This is a genomic window from Chromobacterium alticapitis, assembly GCF_002924365.1.
Classification (GTDB): Bacteria; Pseudomonadota; Gammaproteobacteria; order Burkholderiales; family Chromobacteriaceae; genus Chromobacterium; species Chromobacterium alticapitis.
Genome location: NZ_PQWB01000036.1, coordinates 100,930 through 117,259, shown reverse-complemented (window position 1 = coordinate 117,259; position 16,330 = coordinate 100,930). Strand labels below are relative to the sequence as shown.

The following is a 16,330-nucleotide window of genomic DNA, read 5'->3' as shown; positions in this document are numbered from 1 at the left end:
GCGATGCTTGAAATCGAAATCGACGGTAAAAAACTGACGGTGCCCCAGGGCAGCACCGTCATCGAGGCGGCCCATTCCGTGGGCACCTATATTCCGCACTTCTGCTACCACAAGAAACTGTCCATCGCGGCCAACTGCCGCATGTGCCTGGTGGAAGTGGAAAAAGCGCCGAAGCCGCTGCCGGCTTGCGCCACGCCCGTCACTGACGGCATGAAGGTCCACACCGCGTCGCCGCTGGCCAAGAAGGCGCAGCAGGGCGTGATGGAATTCCTGCTGATCAACCACCCGCTGGACTGCCCGATTTGCGACCAGGGCGGCGAATGCCAGCTGCAAGACCTGGCCGTCGGCTACGGCAACTCGACCTCGCGCTACGAGGAAGACAAGCGCGTGGTGGTGGGCAAGGACATGGGCCCGCTGGTTTCCGCCGAGGAAATGTCGCGTTGCATCCACTGCACCCGTTGCGTGCGTTTCACCGAAGAAGTGGGCGGCTACCAGGAAATCGGCATGGCCAACCGCAGCGAGTTCTCCGAGATCCTGCCCTTCCTGGGCAAGACCGTGGACTCGGAAATCTCCGGCAACGTGATCGACCTGTGCCCGGTGGGCGCGCTGACCTCCAAGCCGTTCCGCTACAGCACCCGCGCCTGGGAACTGTCCCGCCGCAAGTCGGTGAGTCCGCACGACGGCCTCGGCTCCAACCTGGTGGTCCAGGTCAAGAGCAATGAAGTGATGCGCGTGCTGCCGCTGGAAAACGAAGCCATCAACGAGTGCTGGATCGCCGACCGCGACCGCTTCTCCTATGAAGGCCTGAACAGCGCCGAGCGTCTCTCCAAGCCGATGATCAAGTTCGACGGCAAGTGGCACGAGACTGACTGGGAAACCGCGCTGAACTACGTGGTCAAGGGCTTGAACGGCGTGTCCGCCGATCACGGCAAGGACGCCATCGGCTTCCTGCTGAACCCGCACTCCACCACGGAGGAACTGCACCTGGCGCAAAAGCTGGCGCGCGCCTTCGGCGTCAACGCCGTGGATTACCGCCTGCGCCGCAGCGATTTCTCCGCCGACGCCGCCAAGCAAGGCGCCGAGTGGCTGGGCTCCTCCATCGTGGAACTGGCTGCGGCCAAGTCCGTGTTGGTGGTGGGCTCCACGCTGCGCAAGGAACAGCCGCTGCTGGCATCCCGCCTGCGCCAATCAGTGAAGAAGGGCAGCGAGCTGAACATTATCCACGTCGCCGACGACAACCTGCTGACCCAGATCAAGGGCAAGCTGATCGTGTCGCCGCTGGCGCTGGTGAACGCGCTGTCGCAAGTGCTGAAGGCCATCGCCAAGATCAAATCCGGCTCGACCGAGATCGACCTGGCTGCAGTGGAAGTGTCCGCCCAAGCGCGCGTCATCGCTGAAAGCCTGAGCGGCGCGGAAACCGCGTCCATCGTGCTGGGCAATGTGGCGCAGCACCACCCGGCCTACAGCCAGCTGCTGTCGCTGGCCCAGGAAATCTCCCGCCTGTCCGGCGCGCGTTTCGGCATCCTGGCCGAAGCCGCCAACAGCGTGGGCGCCGAACTGGTGGGCGCATGGGCGCAAAGCGGCGACAACGCCGCCGCGATGATCGCCAAGCCTAAGAAGGCCTACTTCCTGCTGAACACGGAAGTGGAATTCGACAGCTACGACAGCCAAGCCGCCGTGGCCGCGATGAAGCAAGCCGCCACCGTGATCGCGCTGAGCGCCTACAAGGGCCAGGGCCTGCTGGACTACGCCGACGTGCTGCTGCCTATCGCGCCGTTCTCCGAGACCGCCGGCTCCTTCGTCAATATGGAAGGCAAGCTGCAAACCTTCAACGGCGTGGTGAAGCCGCTGGGTGAAGCCCGCCCGGCCTGGAAGGTGCTGCGCGTGCTGGGCAATATGCTGAGCCTGGCCGGCTTCGAGCAGAACAGCGCCGAAGACGTGCGCGCCGAGTTCGGCGATCTGGCTTCCAAGCTGAACAACGCGCTGTCCAAGGTTGCGGCCAATCCGGCTGTCGCCTCCGGCATCGTCCGCGTGGGTGAAGTGCCGATGTACCAGGCCGACGCCATCAGCCGCCGCGCCAAGCCGCTGCAGCAAACCCGCGAAGCGCGGGACGCCGACGTCGCTCGCGCGCACGGCAGCCTGCTGGCCAAGCTGGGAATCGACTCTGGCTCCACCGCGCTGCTGAAGCAGGGCTCGGGCGAGGCGCGCGTGCGCGTCGAGGCCGACGACAGCCTGCCGGCCGACGTGGTACGGGTCGCCACCGCGCACGCTTCCACGCTGGCGCTAGGCGGCATGTTCGACGCTATCGAGATCAAGCAGGGGTAAGCCATGGAGTTCTTACAAGGTATTATTGGCGCCGAAGCGGGGCTCGCGGTTTGGACCCTGCTGAAGATACTCGCCATCGTGCTGCCGATGTTGGGCTGCGTGGCGTATCTGACGCTGGCCGAGCGCAAGGTGATCGGCTATATGCAGATCCGCATCGGCCCCAACCGCGTGGGTCCGTTCGGCCTGCTGCAGCCCATCGCCGACGCGGTGAAGCTGCTGATGAAGGAAATCATCCTGCCGACCAACTCCAGCAAGGGCTTGTTCCTGCTGGCGCCGGTGCTGTCCATCGGCCCGGCGCTGGCGGCCTGGGCGGTGATTCCGTTCACCGACAAGCTGGTGCTGGCCAACGTCAACGCTTCCTTGTTGTACATCCTGGCGCTGACGTCCATGGGCGTATACGGCGTGATCATCGCCGGCTGGGCGGGCAACTCCAAGTACTCCTTCCTCGGCGCCATGCGTTCCGCCGCCCAGATCGTGTCTTACGAGCTGGCGATGGGCTTCGCGCTGGTCGGCGTGCTGATGGTGTCCGGCAGCCTGAATCTGGTCGATATCGTCAAGCAGCAGGGCGCGGGCATGGCCGGCGGCTCGCTGCTGTCGTGGAACTGGCTCCCGCTGTTCCCGCTGTTCATCGTCTACCTGATCTCCGGCGTGGCCGAAACCAACCGCGCGCCGTTCGACGTGGCGGAAGGCGAATCCGAAATCGTGGCCGGTTTCCATGTGGAATACTCGGGCATGGCCTTCGCGATCTTCTTCCTGGCCGAATACGCCAACATGATCCTGGTCGCCGCGCTGACCTCGCTGCTGTTCCTGGGCGGCTGGCTGTCGCCGTTCCCGGCGTCGTGGGGCATCTTGGGCGCCGGCGGCTTCTTCTGGCTGGCAGTCAAGGTGGCGATGGTGTTGTTCTGCTTCCTGTGGTTCCGTGCCACCTTCCCGCGCTATCGCTATGACCAGATCATGCGTCTGGGCTGGAAAGTGTTCATTCCGGTGACCCTGGTGTGGATCCTGGTGGTGGGCGTGTGGATGTTTACCCCGCTGTCGATTTGGCACTGAGACAGGGGATAGGTGAAAAAATGAATTCGATCCGCAACTTTTTCAAGACCTTCCTGCTGGTGGAGCTGGTCAAGGGCCTGATGGTCACTGGCCGCTACTTCTTCGCCCGCAAGATCACGGTGCAGTTCCCGGAAGAGAAGACGCCGATTTCGCCGCGCTTCCGCGGCCTGCACGCGCAGCGCCGCTACGCCAACGGCGAAGAGCGCTGCATCGCCTGCAAACTGTGCGAAGCAGTATGCCCGGCGATGGCGATCAGCATCGAGTCGGAGGAACGCGAAGACGGCACCCGCCGCACCTCGCGCTACGACATCGATCTGACCAAGTGCATCTTCTGCGGCTTCTGCGAGGAAGCCTGTCCGGTGGACGCGATCGTGGAAACCCACATTTTCGAATACCACGGTGAAAAACGTGGCGACCTCTACTACACCAAGCCGATGTTGTTGGCTGTGGGCGATAAGTACGAGGCCGAAATCGCCGCCAACAAGGCGGCTGACGCCAAGTATCGCTAAGGGGGGACCATGAACCTGACTACGGTAATTTTCTACGTTCTGTCCGCCATCCTGATCTTCGCCGGTCTGCGCGTGGTGACGGCCAAGAACCCGGTTCACGCCGCGCTGTATCTGGTGCTGGCTTTCTTCACCAGCGCCGGCCACTGGCTGCTGATGGAGTCCGAGTTCCTGGCGATCACGCTGGTGCTGGTTTACGTCGGCGCGGTGATGGTGCTGTTCCTGTTCGTGGTGATGATGCTGGACATCAATATCGAACAGCTGCGCGAAGGCTTCTGGAAGAACCTGCCGGTGGCCGCCCTCGTCGGCGCCATCATGGTGTTCGAGATGGCGCTGATCCTGATGAGCCCGCAAGCCGGCCTGGGCCAGTTCAAGGCCGCCGCGCCTCTGGCGGCGGACTTCAGCAACGTCAAGATGCTGGGCAGCCAGCTGTACACCACCTACCTGCTGCCGTTCGAGATCGCGGCGGTCGTGCTGCTGTTGGCCATGATCGCCGCCATCGGCCTGACCATGCGCGAGCGCAAGGACAGCAAGGTGGTCGATCCCGCCATCCAGGTGAAGGTGCGCCGCGAAGACCGCGTCCGCATCGTCAAGATGGCAGCCGTGAAAAAAGTGGATGAAGCCGAAACGGCCGATTCCGGTGAGCAACAGGCCTGACGGCCAATCAACCAATAAGGGAGGAAACGTGCTGACACTGACTCACTTTCTGGTGCTGGCCGCCATCCTGTTCGCCATCAGCGTGCTTGGGATTTTCCTGAACCGGAAAAACCTGATCATCCTGCTGATGGCCATCGAACTGATGCTGCTGGCGGTGAATTTCAACTTCATCGCGTTCTCGCACTATCTGTCGGATTCTGCTGGGCAGATCTTCGTGTTCTTCATCCTGACGGTTGCCGCCGCCGAGTCCGCCATTGGTCTGGCGATTCTGGTGGTGCTGTTCCGCAACCTGCAGAGCATCAATGTTGAAGACTTGGGCAGCCTCAAGGGCTAAGGCAAACCGGAACCACAACTAAAGCACAAAAGCATGGATATGAAGAGCTTATACCTGCTGATTGCACTCGCTCCGCTGGCGGGTTCCATCATTGCAGGCCTTTTTGGATGGGCGATCGGACGGCGCGCCTCGCACGTCGTCACGATAGCCGGCGTGGCGGTCTCCGCCGCGCTGTCGCTCAAGGTGCTCCTGGGCTTCCTGAACGGAAGCGCGGAGGTGTTCAACGGCCCGGTCTACACCTGGCTGACCGTAGGCGGCCACGAGTTCGTGGTCGGCTTCCTGGTGGACTCGCTGACCGCGATGATGCTGGTGGTGGTCACCTTCGTGTCGCTGATGGTGCATATCTACACCATCGGCTACATGCAGGATGATCCGGGCTATCAGCGCTTCTTCAGCTACATCTCGCTGTTTACCTTCTCGATGCTGATGCTGGTGATGAGCAACAACTTCATCCAGCTGTTCTTCGGTTGGGAAGCGGTGGGTCTGGTGTCCTACCTGCTGATCGGCTTCTGGTTCAAGCGCCCGACCGCGGTGTTTGCCAACCTGAAGGCCTTCCTGGTCAACCGCGTGGGCGACTTCGGCTTCCTGTTGGGCATCGGCATGGTGCTGGCCTACTTCGGCGGCTCGCTGAACTACAGCGACGTGTTCGCCGCCGCTCCGGTGCTGGCGCAGAAGACCATCGAAATCATCCCGGGCCATGAGTGGTCGCTGATGACCGTCACCTGCATCCTGCTGTTCATCGGCGCGATGGGCAAGTCCGCGCAGTTCCCGCTGCACGTGTGGCTGCCGGACTCGATGGAAGGCCCGACCCCGATCTCCGCGCTGATCCACGCCGCCACCATGGTGACGGCCGGCATCTTCATGGTGTCGCGCATGAGCCCGCTGTTCGAGCTGTCCGACACCGCGCTGAACGTGATCCTGGTGGCCGGCGCGATCACCGCGCTGTTCATGGGTTTCCTCGGCATCGTGCAGAACGACATCAAGCGCGTGGTGGCTTACTCCACGCTGTCTCAGCTGGGCTACATGACCGTGGCGCTGGGCGCTTCGGCGTACTCGGTGGCGATGTTCCACGTGATGACCCACGCCTTCTTCAAGGCCCTGCTGTTCCTGGGCGCCGGTTCCGTGATCATGGGCATGCACCATGACCAGGACATGCGCAATATGGGCGGCCTGCGCAAGTACATGCCCATCACCTGGATAACCTCGCTGCTGGGCTCGCTGGCGCTGATCGGCACGCCGTTCTTCTCCGGCTTCTACTCCAAGGACTCGATCATCGAGGCGGTCGCCGCTTCGCATCTGTCCGCGGCCGGCTTCGCCTACTTCGCCGTGATCGCCGGCGTGTTCGTGACTGCCTTCTACTCCTTCCGCATGTACTTCCTGGTCTTCCACGGCAAGGAACGCTGGATGCAGAACCATGGCTCGCACCACGAGCACCATGGCGACAGCGATGAGGAAGAAGTGTCTCATGACCATCATCATGGCCTGGGCCCGAACGACAAGCCGCATGAAAGCCCGTGGGTAGTGACCCTGCCGCTGGTGCTGCTGGCCATTCCGTCCGTGCTGGTGGGTTTCTTCGGCATAGACAAACTGGTCTACGGCGACTTCTTCAAGGGCGTGATCGCGGTCAACAACGAAGCGCATCCGGCCATGGAAGAGCTGGCGCATGAGTTCCACGGCGCCGTGGGCATGGGCCTGCATGCGTTCACCAGCCTGCCTTTCCTGCTGGCCTTGGCCGGCGTGGTGGTGGCTTGGTACTTCTACATGAAGGCGCCGCACATTCCGGCCGCCATCAAGGAGAAGTGCGCTCCGCTGCACAAGCTGCTGGAAAACAAGTACTACCTGGACGAGATCTACTTCGCCGTGTTCGCCAAGGGCTCGCGCGCTCTCGGCACCTTCTTCTGGAAGGTGGGCGACATGCTGCTGATCGACGGCCTGATGGTAAACGGCACCGCCAAGCTGGTGGGATGGTTCTCGACTGTGACTCGTCGTCTGCAGACCGGTTTCATCTACAGCTACGCAACCGCAATGATTATCGGCGTGCTGGGTCTGATGACCTGGTGGTTCCTGCCGCTGATCATGCGCTGAGTCCGGCCTTCGGGATTGAAATAACAATATAGGTTTGATTATGTCCACAAATCTGCTAAGTCTGGTGATCTGGACGCCGATCCTGGCCGGCCTCGTGGTGCTGGCCACCGGCGGCGACCAGCGCGCGCCGCTGGCGCGCTGGCTCGCCTTAGCGGGGGCCCTCGCGGGCTTCCTGCTGTCGGTGCCGCTGTTCACCGAGTTCAACAACCTTAACGGCGGCATGCAGTTCGAAGAGCTGAAGCCGTGGATTGCCGCGTTCAACATCAATTACCACCTGGGCGTGGATGGCATCTCCATGCTGTTCGTCGTGTTGAACAGCTTCACCACCTTGTTGGTGGTGATTGCTGGCTGGGAAGTGATCCAGAAGCGCGTGTCGCAGTACATGGCCGCCTTCCTGATCATGTCCGGCCTGATCAACGGCGCGTTCGCCGCGCTGGATGCGATCCTGTTCTATGTCTTCTTCGAAGGCATGCTGATTCCGATGTATCTGATCATCGGCGTCTGGGGCGGTCCGCGTCGCGTTTACGCTTCGATCAAGTTCTTCCTGTACACCCTGCTCGGCTCGCTGCTGATGCTGGTGGCGCTGATCTACCTGTACTTCCAGGCTGGCAAGAACTTCGACATCCAGGCTTTCCATCAGATCGCCAAGATCCCGCTGACCGTGCAGATCCTGCTGTTCATCGCCTTCTTCCTGTCCTTCGCGGTGAAGGTGCCGATGTGGCCGGTCCACACTTGGTTGCCGGACGCCCACGTGGAAGCGCCGACCGGCGGCTCCATGGTGCTGGCCGCGATCACGCTGAAGATCGGCGCTTACGGTTTCCTGCGGTTCGCGCTGCCCATCCTGCCTGACGCCTCGCGCACGCTGGGTCCGATCATCGTCGGCCTGTCGCTGGTCGCGGTGGTCTACATCGGCCTGGTGGCGCTGGTGCAGTCCGACATGAAGAAGCTGGTGGCTTACTCGTCCATCTCCCACATGGGCTTCGTGACCCTGGGCATGTTCATGTTCACCGGCAACGAGATGAACCAGTGGGCGGTTGAGGGCGCGCTGGTGCAGATGGTGTCCCACGGCTTCGTGTCCGCCGCGATGTTCTTCTGCATCGGCGTCATGTACGACCGCGTGCACAGCCGCAACATCGCCGACTACGGCGGCGTGGCCAACAAGATGCCTATCTTCGCCGCCTTCATGATGCTGTTCGCGATGGCCAACTCCGGCCTGCCGGCCACCTCCGGCTTCGTCGGCGAATTCATGGTCATCATGGGTTCGGTGCAAGTGAACTTCTGGTACGCCGCCCTGGCCGCCACCACGCTGATCTTCGGCGCCGCCTACACCCTGTGGATGTACAAGCGCGTGATCTTCGGCGATGTGGCCAACGAGCACGTGGCGGCACTGTCCGACGTGAACAAGCGCGAGTTCCTGGTGCTGGCCATCCTGGCTGTGATGGTGCTGGGCATGGGCCTGTACCCGCAGGCTTTCGTCGCCAAGATGCACCTGGCGGTGAACGACCTGATCACGCATGTTGCGCAGAGCAAGCTGTAAGCGCGGAAGGAATACACACAAATGAATTGGGCTGATCTCAACCTGATACCCGCGATGCCGGAGCTGTTCCTGATCGGCGCCTTGCTGGTGGTGCTGATGCTGGATCTTTTCATCCCCGATGAAAAGCGCTGCATCACCTACGGCCTGACGCTGCTGACGCTGGCCGGCACCGCCATTGTCCAGGTAAGCACTTTTACCCCGTACCCGGTGATCACTTTCTCCGGCATGTACGTGGCCGATCCGCTGGCATCTCTGGTCAAGCTGGCGATGTACGCCGCCACCGCCGTGGTGCTGGTGTACAGCCGTCAGTACACCGCTGACCGCGGCCTGTTCAAGGGCGAGTACTTCTCGCTGTCCTTGTTCGCGCTGTTGGGCATGAACCTGATGGTGTCCGCCTCGCACTTCCTGACCCTGTACATGGGCCTGGAGCTGCTGTCGCTGGCGCTGTACTCGCTGATCGCGCTGCAACGCGACTCCGTCCCGGCCACCGAGTCGGCGATGAAGTACTTCGTGCTGGGCGCGCTGGCTTCCGGCCTGCTGCTGTACGGCATCTCGATGATCTACGGCGCCACCGGCTCGCTGGAACTGGCCGCCGTCGCCAAGTCCATCAAGACGCACTCCGCCAACCCGCTGTTGCTGATCTTCGGTCTGGTGTTCATCGTGGCCGGCCTGAGCTTCAAGCTGGGCGCCGTGCCGTTCCACATGTGGGTGCCGGACGTGTACCAAGGCGCGCCGACTTCCGTGACGCTGATGGTTGGCGCCGCGCCCAAGCTGGCCGCCTTCGTCTTCGTGCTGCGCATCCTGGCCCAAGGCCTGGACGTGCTGGTGGGCGATTGGCAGGCGATGCTGATCATCGTGGCCGTATTGTCCATGGCCATCGGCAACATCACCGCCATCGTGCAGACCAATATCAAGCGCATGCTGGCTTACTCCACGATTTCGCACATGGGCTTCCTGCTGCTGGGCGTGCTGTCCGGCACCCAGCAGGGCTACACCGCCGCGCTGTTCTACGCCGTGGTGTACGTGGCCATGTCCATGGTGGGCTTCGGCATCATCCTGGCGCTGTCCCGCAAGGGTTTCGAGTGCGAGAAGATCGACGACCTGAAGGGCCTGAACAGCCGCAACAGCTGGTACGCGCTGCTGATGCTGCTGGCCATGTTCTCGATGGCGGGCATCCCGCCGCTGCTGGGCTTCTACGCCAAGTTCGCGGTGATCAAGGCCATTCTGGACATCGGCATGGTCAAGCTGGCCGTGTTCTCGGTCCTGATGTCGGTGATCGGCGCCTTCTACTACCTGCGCGTAGTGAAGGCCATCTACTTCGACGAAGCGCAGGACACTGCGCCGATCGCGGTGCGCGCCGACATGAAGCTGGTGCTGTCGCTGAACGCGCTGGCGCTGCTGGTGGTGGGCATGCTGCCGCAGTCTCTGCTTGAGCTGTGCGCGCAAGCCATGCGCCAGTCTCTGGGCATGATGTAAGGAAGCGGCCATGGATAGCAGCATCACCATTCTGCTGTTGCTGGCCGCGCTTGCCGCCAACTTGCCGTTCGCCACCAACCGCGTGGCGGGCTTCATCCAGGTGGCGCGCAAGCATTTCGGCTGGCAGGCGCTGGAACTGGTGGCGCTGTACGCGCTGATCGGCGGACTGGCCCACTTGTTGGAGACGAGGGACATGCCGGCGCAAGAACAGCATTGGCAGTTCTATGTCACCACATTCGCGCTGTTCCTGGTGGCGGCCTTCCCCGGCTATGTCTACCGATACTTCTGGCGCAAGCCGGCGCATTGAGCCGGCAGCCGCATCGCAAGAAAGCACCGCCCAGGCGGTGCTTTTTTGTTAAGTTGCGTTGCCGGCGCTTGCAATCGGCAGGCAAAAAATTGACATTTGCATGTCTTGTCGCCGCCCGCGCTGTGCGGGCCGCCCACAGCAGCGAGTCCTTATGAAAAATGTCTTTTCTTGTCTGATTTCCGCGCTGGCGCTAGTCGGCATCGCCCATGCCGGCGAGTTGAAGCCGGCGCGTCACGCCGATTTTCCGCGCTATACCTACGCGCTGACCTGGCAACCCGGCTTCTGTTCGACGGGGGGCGGTTGCCTGCCCGGGCAGTCGCACGAAGTCAAGATAGGCCTGCATGGCCTCTGGGCATCCGAACCACAGAGCCTGATAGACCAGAACGTGCCGGTGCGGCAGTGGTGGGCGCAGGGCTGCTCGTCTTTCCCGCATGTGACCATGGTGCCGGCGTTGCCGGACGCACTGCAACAACAGCTGCGCCAGTTCATGCCGCAATTGCAGGATGATCTGCAGTTGCACGAATACGTCAAACATGCCCAGTGTTTCGGCTTTCCGGCGCAACAATTCTTTGCGACGGCGTTAAGCATGCGTCAGGCGGCGGCCGACAGCGGCTTCGGTCATTACTTGCTCGAACAGGCCGGACAAACCCGCAGCCGCGAAGACCTGCAAGACGCATTCGCCAAAACCTTCGGCACGGATCAGCGCCGTTCCTTGCAGCTGCAATGCGGCAAGGATGCCCAGGGCCGCAATGTGCTGACCCAGTTCTGGTTCACGCTGCAGGCGGATAAGCTGGCCGCTTTCCCGGCGGCGGAGAGTTTCGTGAATACGCCGGACGGCGAGTACGAAGACTCCTGCGCGCAGCCTTTCCTGCTGCCTGACTGGTAAGGTCAAAAAAAAATCGCCCGCTGCATGGCGGGCGATTGACTGGTTGCGCGACGACTTGATCAGTCGGTGCCGTAGCTGGGGGAGCGCGGGCCGTAGAGCACGCCGTTCGGATGGCCGGCGGACAGCAGCATATTGCTGGTCATGCCGGCTACCGGATAAGTGGCATCGCTCACATTGTTGACGATCTGCTTGATCGCCGCGCTGACCAGCATGCCGATCAGACCGCCGCCGGCGTTATTGTTGTTGGCATTGTTGCCGCTGGCGCTGCCTTCCCACAATTCCTGGCCGGTTTTCAAGTCCAGCAGTTTGGCGGTGACCGATACCTCGGCCACGCTGTCCAGCACGCTATAGTGCACGCCATAACGCTTGATCGTGGTGTACAGCGCGGCGTCGGCGCCGAAGATCTGACGCAGCTTGGCGATGGGCAGCGCTTGCATGTCATTGGGCGTGCTTACGCCGTTCTGCTTGAATGTCTCGCTGACCAGGGCCACCGGCAGCACGTAATAGCCGGCTTCCGCCAGCGGATAGGTCATCTGGGACAGCACGCCGTTGGTGGCGTTGACGTCCGGCGAATCGTTGACCGGCGGCAGGATCAGGATGGCGCGCGGCTTGCTTTGCTTGTAGGCGGTGTAGTCGCGCTTCACCGGCGCGGCGCAACCGGTCGCCAGCGCGGCCAGCGCGGCGATGCAGGCCATCTTGGATAGGGTTTTCAGCATGGCGGGCTCCTTATGGCTTCTGCTTGGACAGCAGGAAGTCGATATAGGCGGTTGACTCCGGGAACAGTTTCTTCTCGGTCAGGAACTCGCTCTGCATGCGGTCCAGGCGGCCGCTCGACGCATACAGCATGCCCAGTTGGGCATGATAGCCAGGAGGTTCGTGATTGCCGTTGGCGCGGATTTTCTGCAAGCCTTCTTCCAGGACGGAAATTTGCTGCTGCGCATCCTGCGCATCGCCCTTCAGGTAGGCATAGACTTGCGGCTGATAGCCTTCCCATTGGTACAGATGGGGCGGGCCGCCTGCGCAGGCGGACAGCAGCAGCGCGCTGGCGATGGCGGCTGCGATGCCGCCTGATTTCTTCTTCGTATTCATTGTCTTCACGGATAGGGGAGTTACTTGGCGGGCTTCCAGGCGCCGGCGTCGATGCCATTGACGAGGTTGTTGACCGCTTCGCGGATGGCCAGATCCAGCACTTTGCCGTTCAGCGTGGAGTCATAGCTGGCGGTGCCGCCAAAGCCGACGATTTCGCGATTGGACAGCTTGTATTCGCCGGCGCCCTGGGCGGAATACACCACTTCGGAGGTCAGAGTGTTGACGATGTTCAGATTGACCTTGGCATAAGCGATTTGCTCCTTGCCGCGGCCGAGGATGCCGAACAGCTGTTGGTCGCCCACTTCCTTGCGGCCGAACTCGGTGACGTCGCCGGTGACGACATAGTCCGCGCCCTTCAGGTTTTGCGCTTGCTTCTTCAGGCCGGCCTCCTGCTTGATCTCTTCCAGATTGGCGCGATCGAGCACATTGAAGCGATTGCTTTGCTGCAGATGGGTGATCAGGATGGTCTTGGCCTGGCCGCCCAGCTGGTCGGCGCCGTCGGAGAAGATGCCGCGCATATAGCTGGAACGGTTATCGAACTTGCCCACGGAGATGGGCGCGCGCGCGCCGGCATAGGGTTTGTTGGCGCTGGCCACTTGCTGCACGGCCAGGGCTTGGGAGCTTTCGGTGGCGCAGCCGGACAAGCCGGTCAGCGCGATGGCCGCGGCGGACAGGGCGAACAGGGCAGGACTCCGCATCATCTTATTCCTAAAATTAAAAGTTTGTTTTCGAATTGTAAAAAAGTTTAACAATATACAGCACGACGCTAGAGCAGGCCATTGATTTAGCTCAATGGCATAGCGTGGCGATCGGACGCGGCCCAGCCGGCCGAGTGTCAGTAGAAACGCGCCTCGCCCTGCGGACGGTTCTTGAAGCGTTTGTGCAGCCAGAAGTACTGGTCTGGAATTTCGCGGACGCGGTCTTCCAGGAAGGCGTTCATGCGGCGGGTATCGGCCTCGATGTCTTCGCTGGGATAGCCGTCCCAGGCAGGGTAGAACTCCAGTTCGAAACGGTCGCCGACGCGGCGGGCGATGGCGGGCACCACTTTGGCGCGGGCCAGCTTGGCGATGCGCGACAGGCCGGTGATGGTGGCGGCCTTGACGCCGAAGAAATCGACGAACAGCGAGTCGCGCACGCCGAAGTCCTGGTCCGGCAGATACAGGAAGGGCGCGTGATCCTTGCGCATGGCCTTGATGATGGGGCGCAGGCCTTCCTGGCGCGACACGATGTAGGCATTGTCGTAACGCTGGCGGCCGGCGTAGATCTGCTGGTCCAGCGCCTCGTTCTTCTGGTGCGAGTAGACGCTGACCAGCGGGATGTATTGGTTCAGCGCGTAGACGCACATCTCGAAGCCGACGAAATGCGGGTAGAACAGGATCACGTCTTCTCCCTGTTCGCGCAGATCCGTGACGTAATGCAAATTCTTGATGTCGACCAGCTTGTCGATGCGCTTGGCTGAACTCCACCAGCACACGCCGTACTCCAGCACCATCCGTATCATGTGCTGGCAGTTCTTGCGGATCAGCCGCTTGCGCTCGGCGATGGGCATGTCCGGGAAACACAGGCGCAAATTGATCAGGCCGACGCGGCGGCGGCTGCCGGCCAGCAGATAGGCGATATTGCCCAGGCCGCGGGCGAGGAGGCCGATGGCTGGCATAGGCAGCAGCCGGATCAGCCACAGCAGGGCGAAAGCGAATTTCATGGTTGTCCTTAGGATTGCGCATCCGGCCGGCTGGCGCCGGGCGGGCATTTATAACGGTTGTAGCTCCACAGATATTGGCTGGGGAAGCGGCGGATCAGGTTTTCCACCTGGCGGTTCATCTGCGCGCAGTCGGCTTCCTTGTCCCCGGAGAACGGCTGCTCCAGCGGTTCGATGTGCACGACGAAGCCTTGGCCGCCAGGCAGCCGTTCGCCGACGAAGAACAGCATGGTCACGCCGCTCATCTGAGCCAGGCGCGGCACCAGCGTCATGGTGTAAGCCGGGCGGCCGAAGAACGGCGCCCAGACGCCTTCGCCGTTGGCTGGCGCCTGGTCCGGCAGGATGATGGTGGCTTCGCCCGATTTCAGCGCCTTCATCAGCACGCGCACGCCGGCCGCGGTGGCGGGCGCGGTCTTGCCCTTGCCGCGGGCGCGTCCGGCCTGCATCACCGGTTCCAGCCACTGCAGTTTGGGCGGCCGGTACATGGCGGTCAGCGGGAAGGGCAGGCGCGAACTAATATAACGACCGGCGATATCGTAGCTGCCTAAGTGCGGAGTTACGAATATAATACCGTTGCCGCTAGCGAGGGCCTGCTCCACATGGACCCAGCCTTCGCATCGTTTGACCATGGCGGCAATGTCTTCCGGGCTGCGACACCAGGCAATGGCCAGCTCAAGCGCGCCTTTGCCAGTTTCCGCCGCGCTCCGTTTGACTTCACGTGGTAAAACCTGATAATTTTCGAAGATTTTACTAGAACTTAGATTCTCCCGCAGCCTAGCGGCAAAACCGGGGGAAGCACGATAAGTCAGTTGCCCCAGAGCGGCACCCAAACCTTGTAGCCAGGATAAGGGAAGGTGCGCCAGGACAGACAGCAGCAAATGGACTAGCTTGGACATGATTTCAGCAGTCTTGGTCTGAAAGCGGCCTATTTTATCATCACAGGGTTTTGTATTTTTTGGGAACGCAGAATAAATGAGTGAATACCTGTTTACCTCGGAGTCCGTCTCCGAAGGCCATCCGGACAAAGTCGCCGACCAGATTTCCGATGCGATTCTGGACGCCATCCTGCGCGAAGACAAGTACGCGCGCGTGGCCGCCGAAACGCTGGTGAATACCGGCCTGGTCGTGCTGGCCGGCGAAATCACCACCACCGCCAACATCGACTACATCAAGGTCGCGCGCGACACCATCAAGCGCATCGGCTATGACGATTCCGAGCTGGGCTTCGATTACCGCGGCTGCGCGGTGATGGCCTGCTATGACAAGCAATCCCCGGACATCGCTCAAGGCGTCAACGAAGGCGAAGGCCTGGATCTGAACCAGGGCGCTGGCGATCAGGGTTTGATGTTCGGCTACGCCTGCGACGAAACCCCGACGCTGATGCCGTTCCCGATCTACTACGCGCACCGCCTGGTGCAGCGTCAGGCCGAGCTGCGCAAGGACGGCCGTCTGCCGTGGCTGCGTCCGGACGCCAAGAGTCAGATCACCTGCGTCTATGACAGCGCCACCGGCCTGCCCAAGCGCATCGACACCGTGGTGCTGTCCACCCAGCATAGCCCGGACATCGACCACCAGACGCTGACCGAGGCGGTGATCGAGGACATCATCAAGCCGGTGCTGCCGCCGGAGATGATCACCCCGGAAACGAAGTTCCTGATCAACCCGACCGGCCGCTTCGTCATCGGCGGCCCGATGGGCGATTGCGGCCTGACCGGCCGCAAGATCATCGTCGACACCTACGGCGGCGCGGCGCCGCATGGCGGCGGCGCCTTCTCTGGCAAGGATCCGTCCAAGGTTGACCGCTCCGCGGCTTATGCCGGCCGTTATGTGGCGAAGAACATCGTCGCCGCCGGCCTGGCGCGCCAGTGCCAGATCCAGGTTTCTTACGCCATCGGCGTGGCCGAGCCGACCTCGATCGCCGTCGACACCTTCGGCACCAACACCATTCCGAACGACAAGATCGTGGAACTGGTGAAAAAGCACTTCGACCTGCGTCCGAAGGGCATCATCCAGATGCTGGACCTGCTGCGCCCGATCTACGGCAAAACCGCCGCCTACGGCCACTTCGGCCGCGAAGAGCCGGAGTTCACCTGGGAGCGCACAGACAAGGTGCAGGCGCTGCGCGCCGACGCCGGCCTGTAAGCGCCAGTCAGCGCATCCAAACCGCCAGCCTGCGCTGGCGGTTTTTTTCGTTTGGCGGCTGGCCATGGCCATGGCATGGATGCGGCTATATTTTCCGCGCGGACTAGGTATAATTACCCGGCATGCCGAGGGGCGCTGCGAGGAGGACTGCCTCCCCAGGCTCGGCGTGCCGCCGCCCTTGCGGGCGATCCAACGGCGCCCACCTGACTCATGACCGTGGCAGGCACGGGATGACGG

The 16,330-nt window shown here is 62.1% G+C and carries 16 protein-coding genes and 1 riboswitch; of the genes, 11 read left to right on the top strand and 5 right to left on the bottom strand.

The window, feature by feature from the left end; all coding sequences use genetic code 11:
- The first annotated feature begins 3 nt into the window (after positions 1 to 3).
- The 10 genes from nuoG to C2I19_RS10150 all read left to right on the top strand — a co-directional run bounded on the left by nuoG (position 4) and on the right by C2I19_RS10150 (position 11,163).
- Complete coding sequence (gene nuoG, locus C2I19_RS10195) at positions 4 to 2,325, top strand: NADH-quinone oxidoreductase subunit NuoG (RefSeq protein WP_103902585.1); 2,322 nt, start codon at positions 4 to 6, stop codon at positions 2,323 to 2,325.
- Between the two features lie 3 nt (positions 2,326 to 2,328).
- Positions 2,329 to 3,375, top strand: a complete 1,047-nt coding sequence (nuoH, locus tag C2I19_RS10190; protein ID WP_103902584.1) for an NADH-quinone oxidoreductase subunit NuoH — start codon at positions 2,329 to 2,331, stop codon at positions 3,373 to 3,375.
- 29 nt (positions 3,376 to 3,404) lie between these two features.
- Complete coding sequence (gene nuoI / locus C2I19_RS10185; protein WP_199181135.1) at positions 3,405 to 3,884, top strand: NADH-quinone oxidoreductase subunit NuoI; 480 nt, start codon at positions 3,405 to 3,407, stop codon at positions 3,882 to 3,884.
- 9 nt (positions 3,885 to 3,893) lie between these two features.
- The gene (locus C2I19_RS10180) at positions 3,894 to 4,538 is read left to right on the top strand and encodes an NADH-quinone oxidoreductase subunit J (RefSeq protein WP_103902582.1); all 645 of its coding nucleotides are present in this window, start codon (positions 3,894 to 3,896) and stop codon (positions 4,536 to 4,538) included.
- 28 nt (positions 4,539 to 4,566) lie between these two features.
- Positions 4,567 to 4,872, top strand: a complete 306-nt coding sequence (gene nuoK / locus C2I19_RS10175; protein ID WP_011134506.1) for an NADH-quinone oxidoreductase subunit NuoK — start codon at positions 4,567 to 4,569, stop codon at positions 4,870 to 4,872.
- A gap of 33 nt (positions 4,873 to 4,905) precedes the next feature.
- Positions 4,906 to 6,957, top strand: a complete 2,052-nt coding sequence (gene nuoL, locus C2I19_RS10170; RefSeq protein WP_103902581.1) for an NADH-quinone oxidoreductase subunit L — start codon at positions 4,906 to 4,908, stop codon at positions 6,955 to 6,957.
- A gap of 37 nt (positions 6,958 to 6,994) precedes the next feature.
- Positions 6,995 to 8,494 (top strand): NADH-quinone oxidoreductase subunit M, encoded by a 1,500-nt coding sequence (locus C2I19_RS10165; protein WP_103902608.1) that lies wholly within the window; start codon positions 6,995 to 6,997, stop codon positions 8,492 to 8,494.
- Positions 8,495 to 8,515: 21 nt separating this feature from the next.
- Positions 8,516 to 9,970 carry an NADH-quinone oxidoreductase subunit NuoN gene (nuoN, locus tag C2I19_RS10160; RefSeq protein WP_103902580.1) on the top strand — a complete coding sequence of 485 codons (1,455 nt, stop codon included), beginning with the start codon at positions 8,516 to 8,518 and terminating at the stop codon, positions 9,968 to 9,970.
- 10 nt (positions 9,971 to 9,980) lie between these two features.
- Complete coding sequence (locus C2I19_RS10155; protein ID WP_103902579.1) at positions 9,981 to 10,277, top strand: DUF2818 family protein; 297 nt, start codon at positions 9,981 to 9,983, stop codon at positions 10,275 to 10,277.
- 151 nt (positions 10,278 to 10,428) lie between these two features.
- Entirely contained in the window at positions 10,429 to 11,163 is a 735-nt protein-coding gene (locus tag C2I19_RS10150; protein ID WP_158253684.1) for a ribonuclease T2 family protein, read from the top strand.
- Positions 11,164 to 11,222: 59 nt separating this feature from the next.
- Here C2I19_RS10150 and C2I19_RS10145 read toward each other — a convergent pair whose 3' ends face one another.
- The 5 genes from C2I19_RS10145 to C2I19_RS10125 all read right to left on the bottom strand — a co-directional run bounded on the left by C2I19_RS10145 (position 11,223) and on the right by C2I19_RS10125 (position 14,847).
- Complete coding sequence (locus C2I19_RS10145; protein WP_103902577.1) at positions 11,223 to 11,879, bottom strand: DUF799 domain-containing protein; 657 nt, start codon at positions 11,877 to 11,879, stop codon at positions 11,223 to 11,225.
- A gap of 10 nt (positions 11,880 to 11,889) precedes the next feature.
- Entirely contained in the window at positions 11,890 to 12,252 is a 363-nt protein-coding gene (locus tag C2I19_RS10140) for a DUF4810 domain-containing protein (protein ID WP_199181131.1), read from the bottom strand.
- 20 nt (positions 12,253 to 12,272) lie between these two features.
- Positions 12,273 to 12,953 (bottom strand): CsgG/HfaB family protein, encoded by a 681-nt coding sequence (locus C2I19_RS10135; protein ID WP_199181130.1) that lies wholly within the window; start codon positions 12,951 to 12,953, stop codon positions 12,273 to 12,275.
- Positions 12,954 to 13,087: 134 nt separating this feature from the next.
- Positions 13,088 to 13,954: a lipid A biosynthesis lauroyl acyltransferase gene (locus tag C2I19_RS10130; RefSeq protein WP_103902574.1), complete on the bottom strand. Its 867-nt coding sequence runs from the start codon at positions 13,952 to 13,954 to the stop codon at positions 13,088 to 13,090.
- Between the two features lie 8 nt (positions 13,955 to 13,962).
- Positions 13,963 to 14,847, bottom strand: coding sequence for a lysophospholipid acyltransferase family protein (locus C2I19_RS10125; protein WP_103902573.1), 885 nt, complete (start codon positions 14,845 to 14,847; stop codon positions 13,963 to 13,965).
- Between the two features lie 76 nt (positions 14,848 to 14,923).
- Between C2I19_RS10125 and metK the strand changes: the two genes are divergently transcribed.
- Positions 14,924 to 16,093, top strand: coding sequence for a methionine adenosyltransferase (gene metK / locus C2I19_RS10120; RefSeq protein WP_103902572.1), 1,170 nt, complete (start codon positions 14,924 to 14,926; stop codon positions 16,091 to 16,093).
- 121 nt (positions 16,094 to 16,214) lie between these two features.
- Positions 16,215 to 16,301: riboswitch (S-adenosyl-L-homocysteine riboswitch) on the top strand.
- The last annotated feature ends 29 nt before the right edge of the window (positions 16,302 to 16,330 follow it).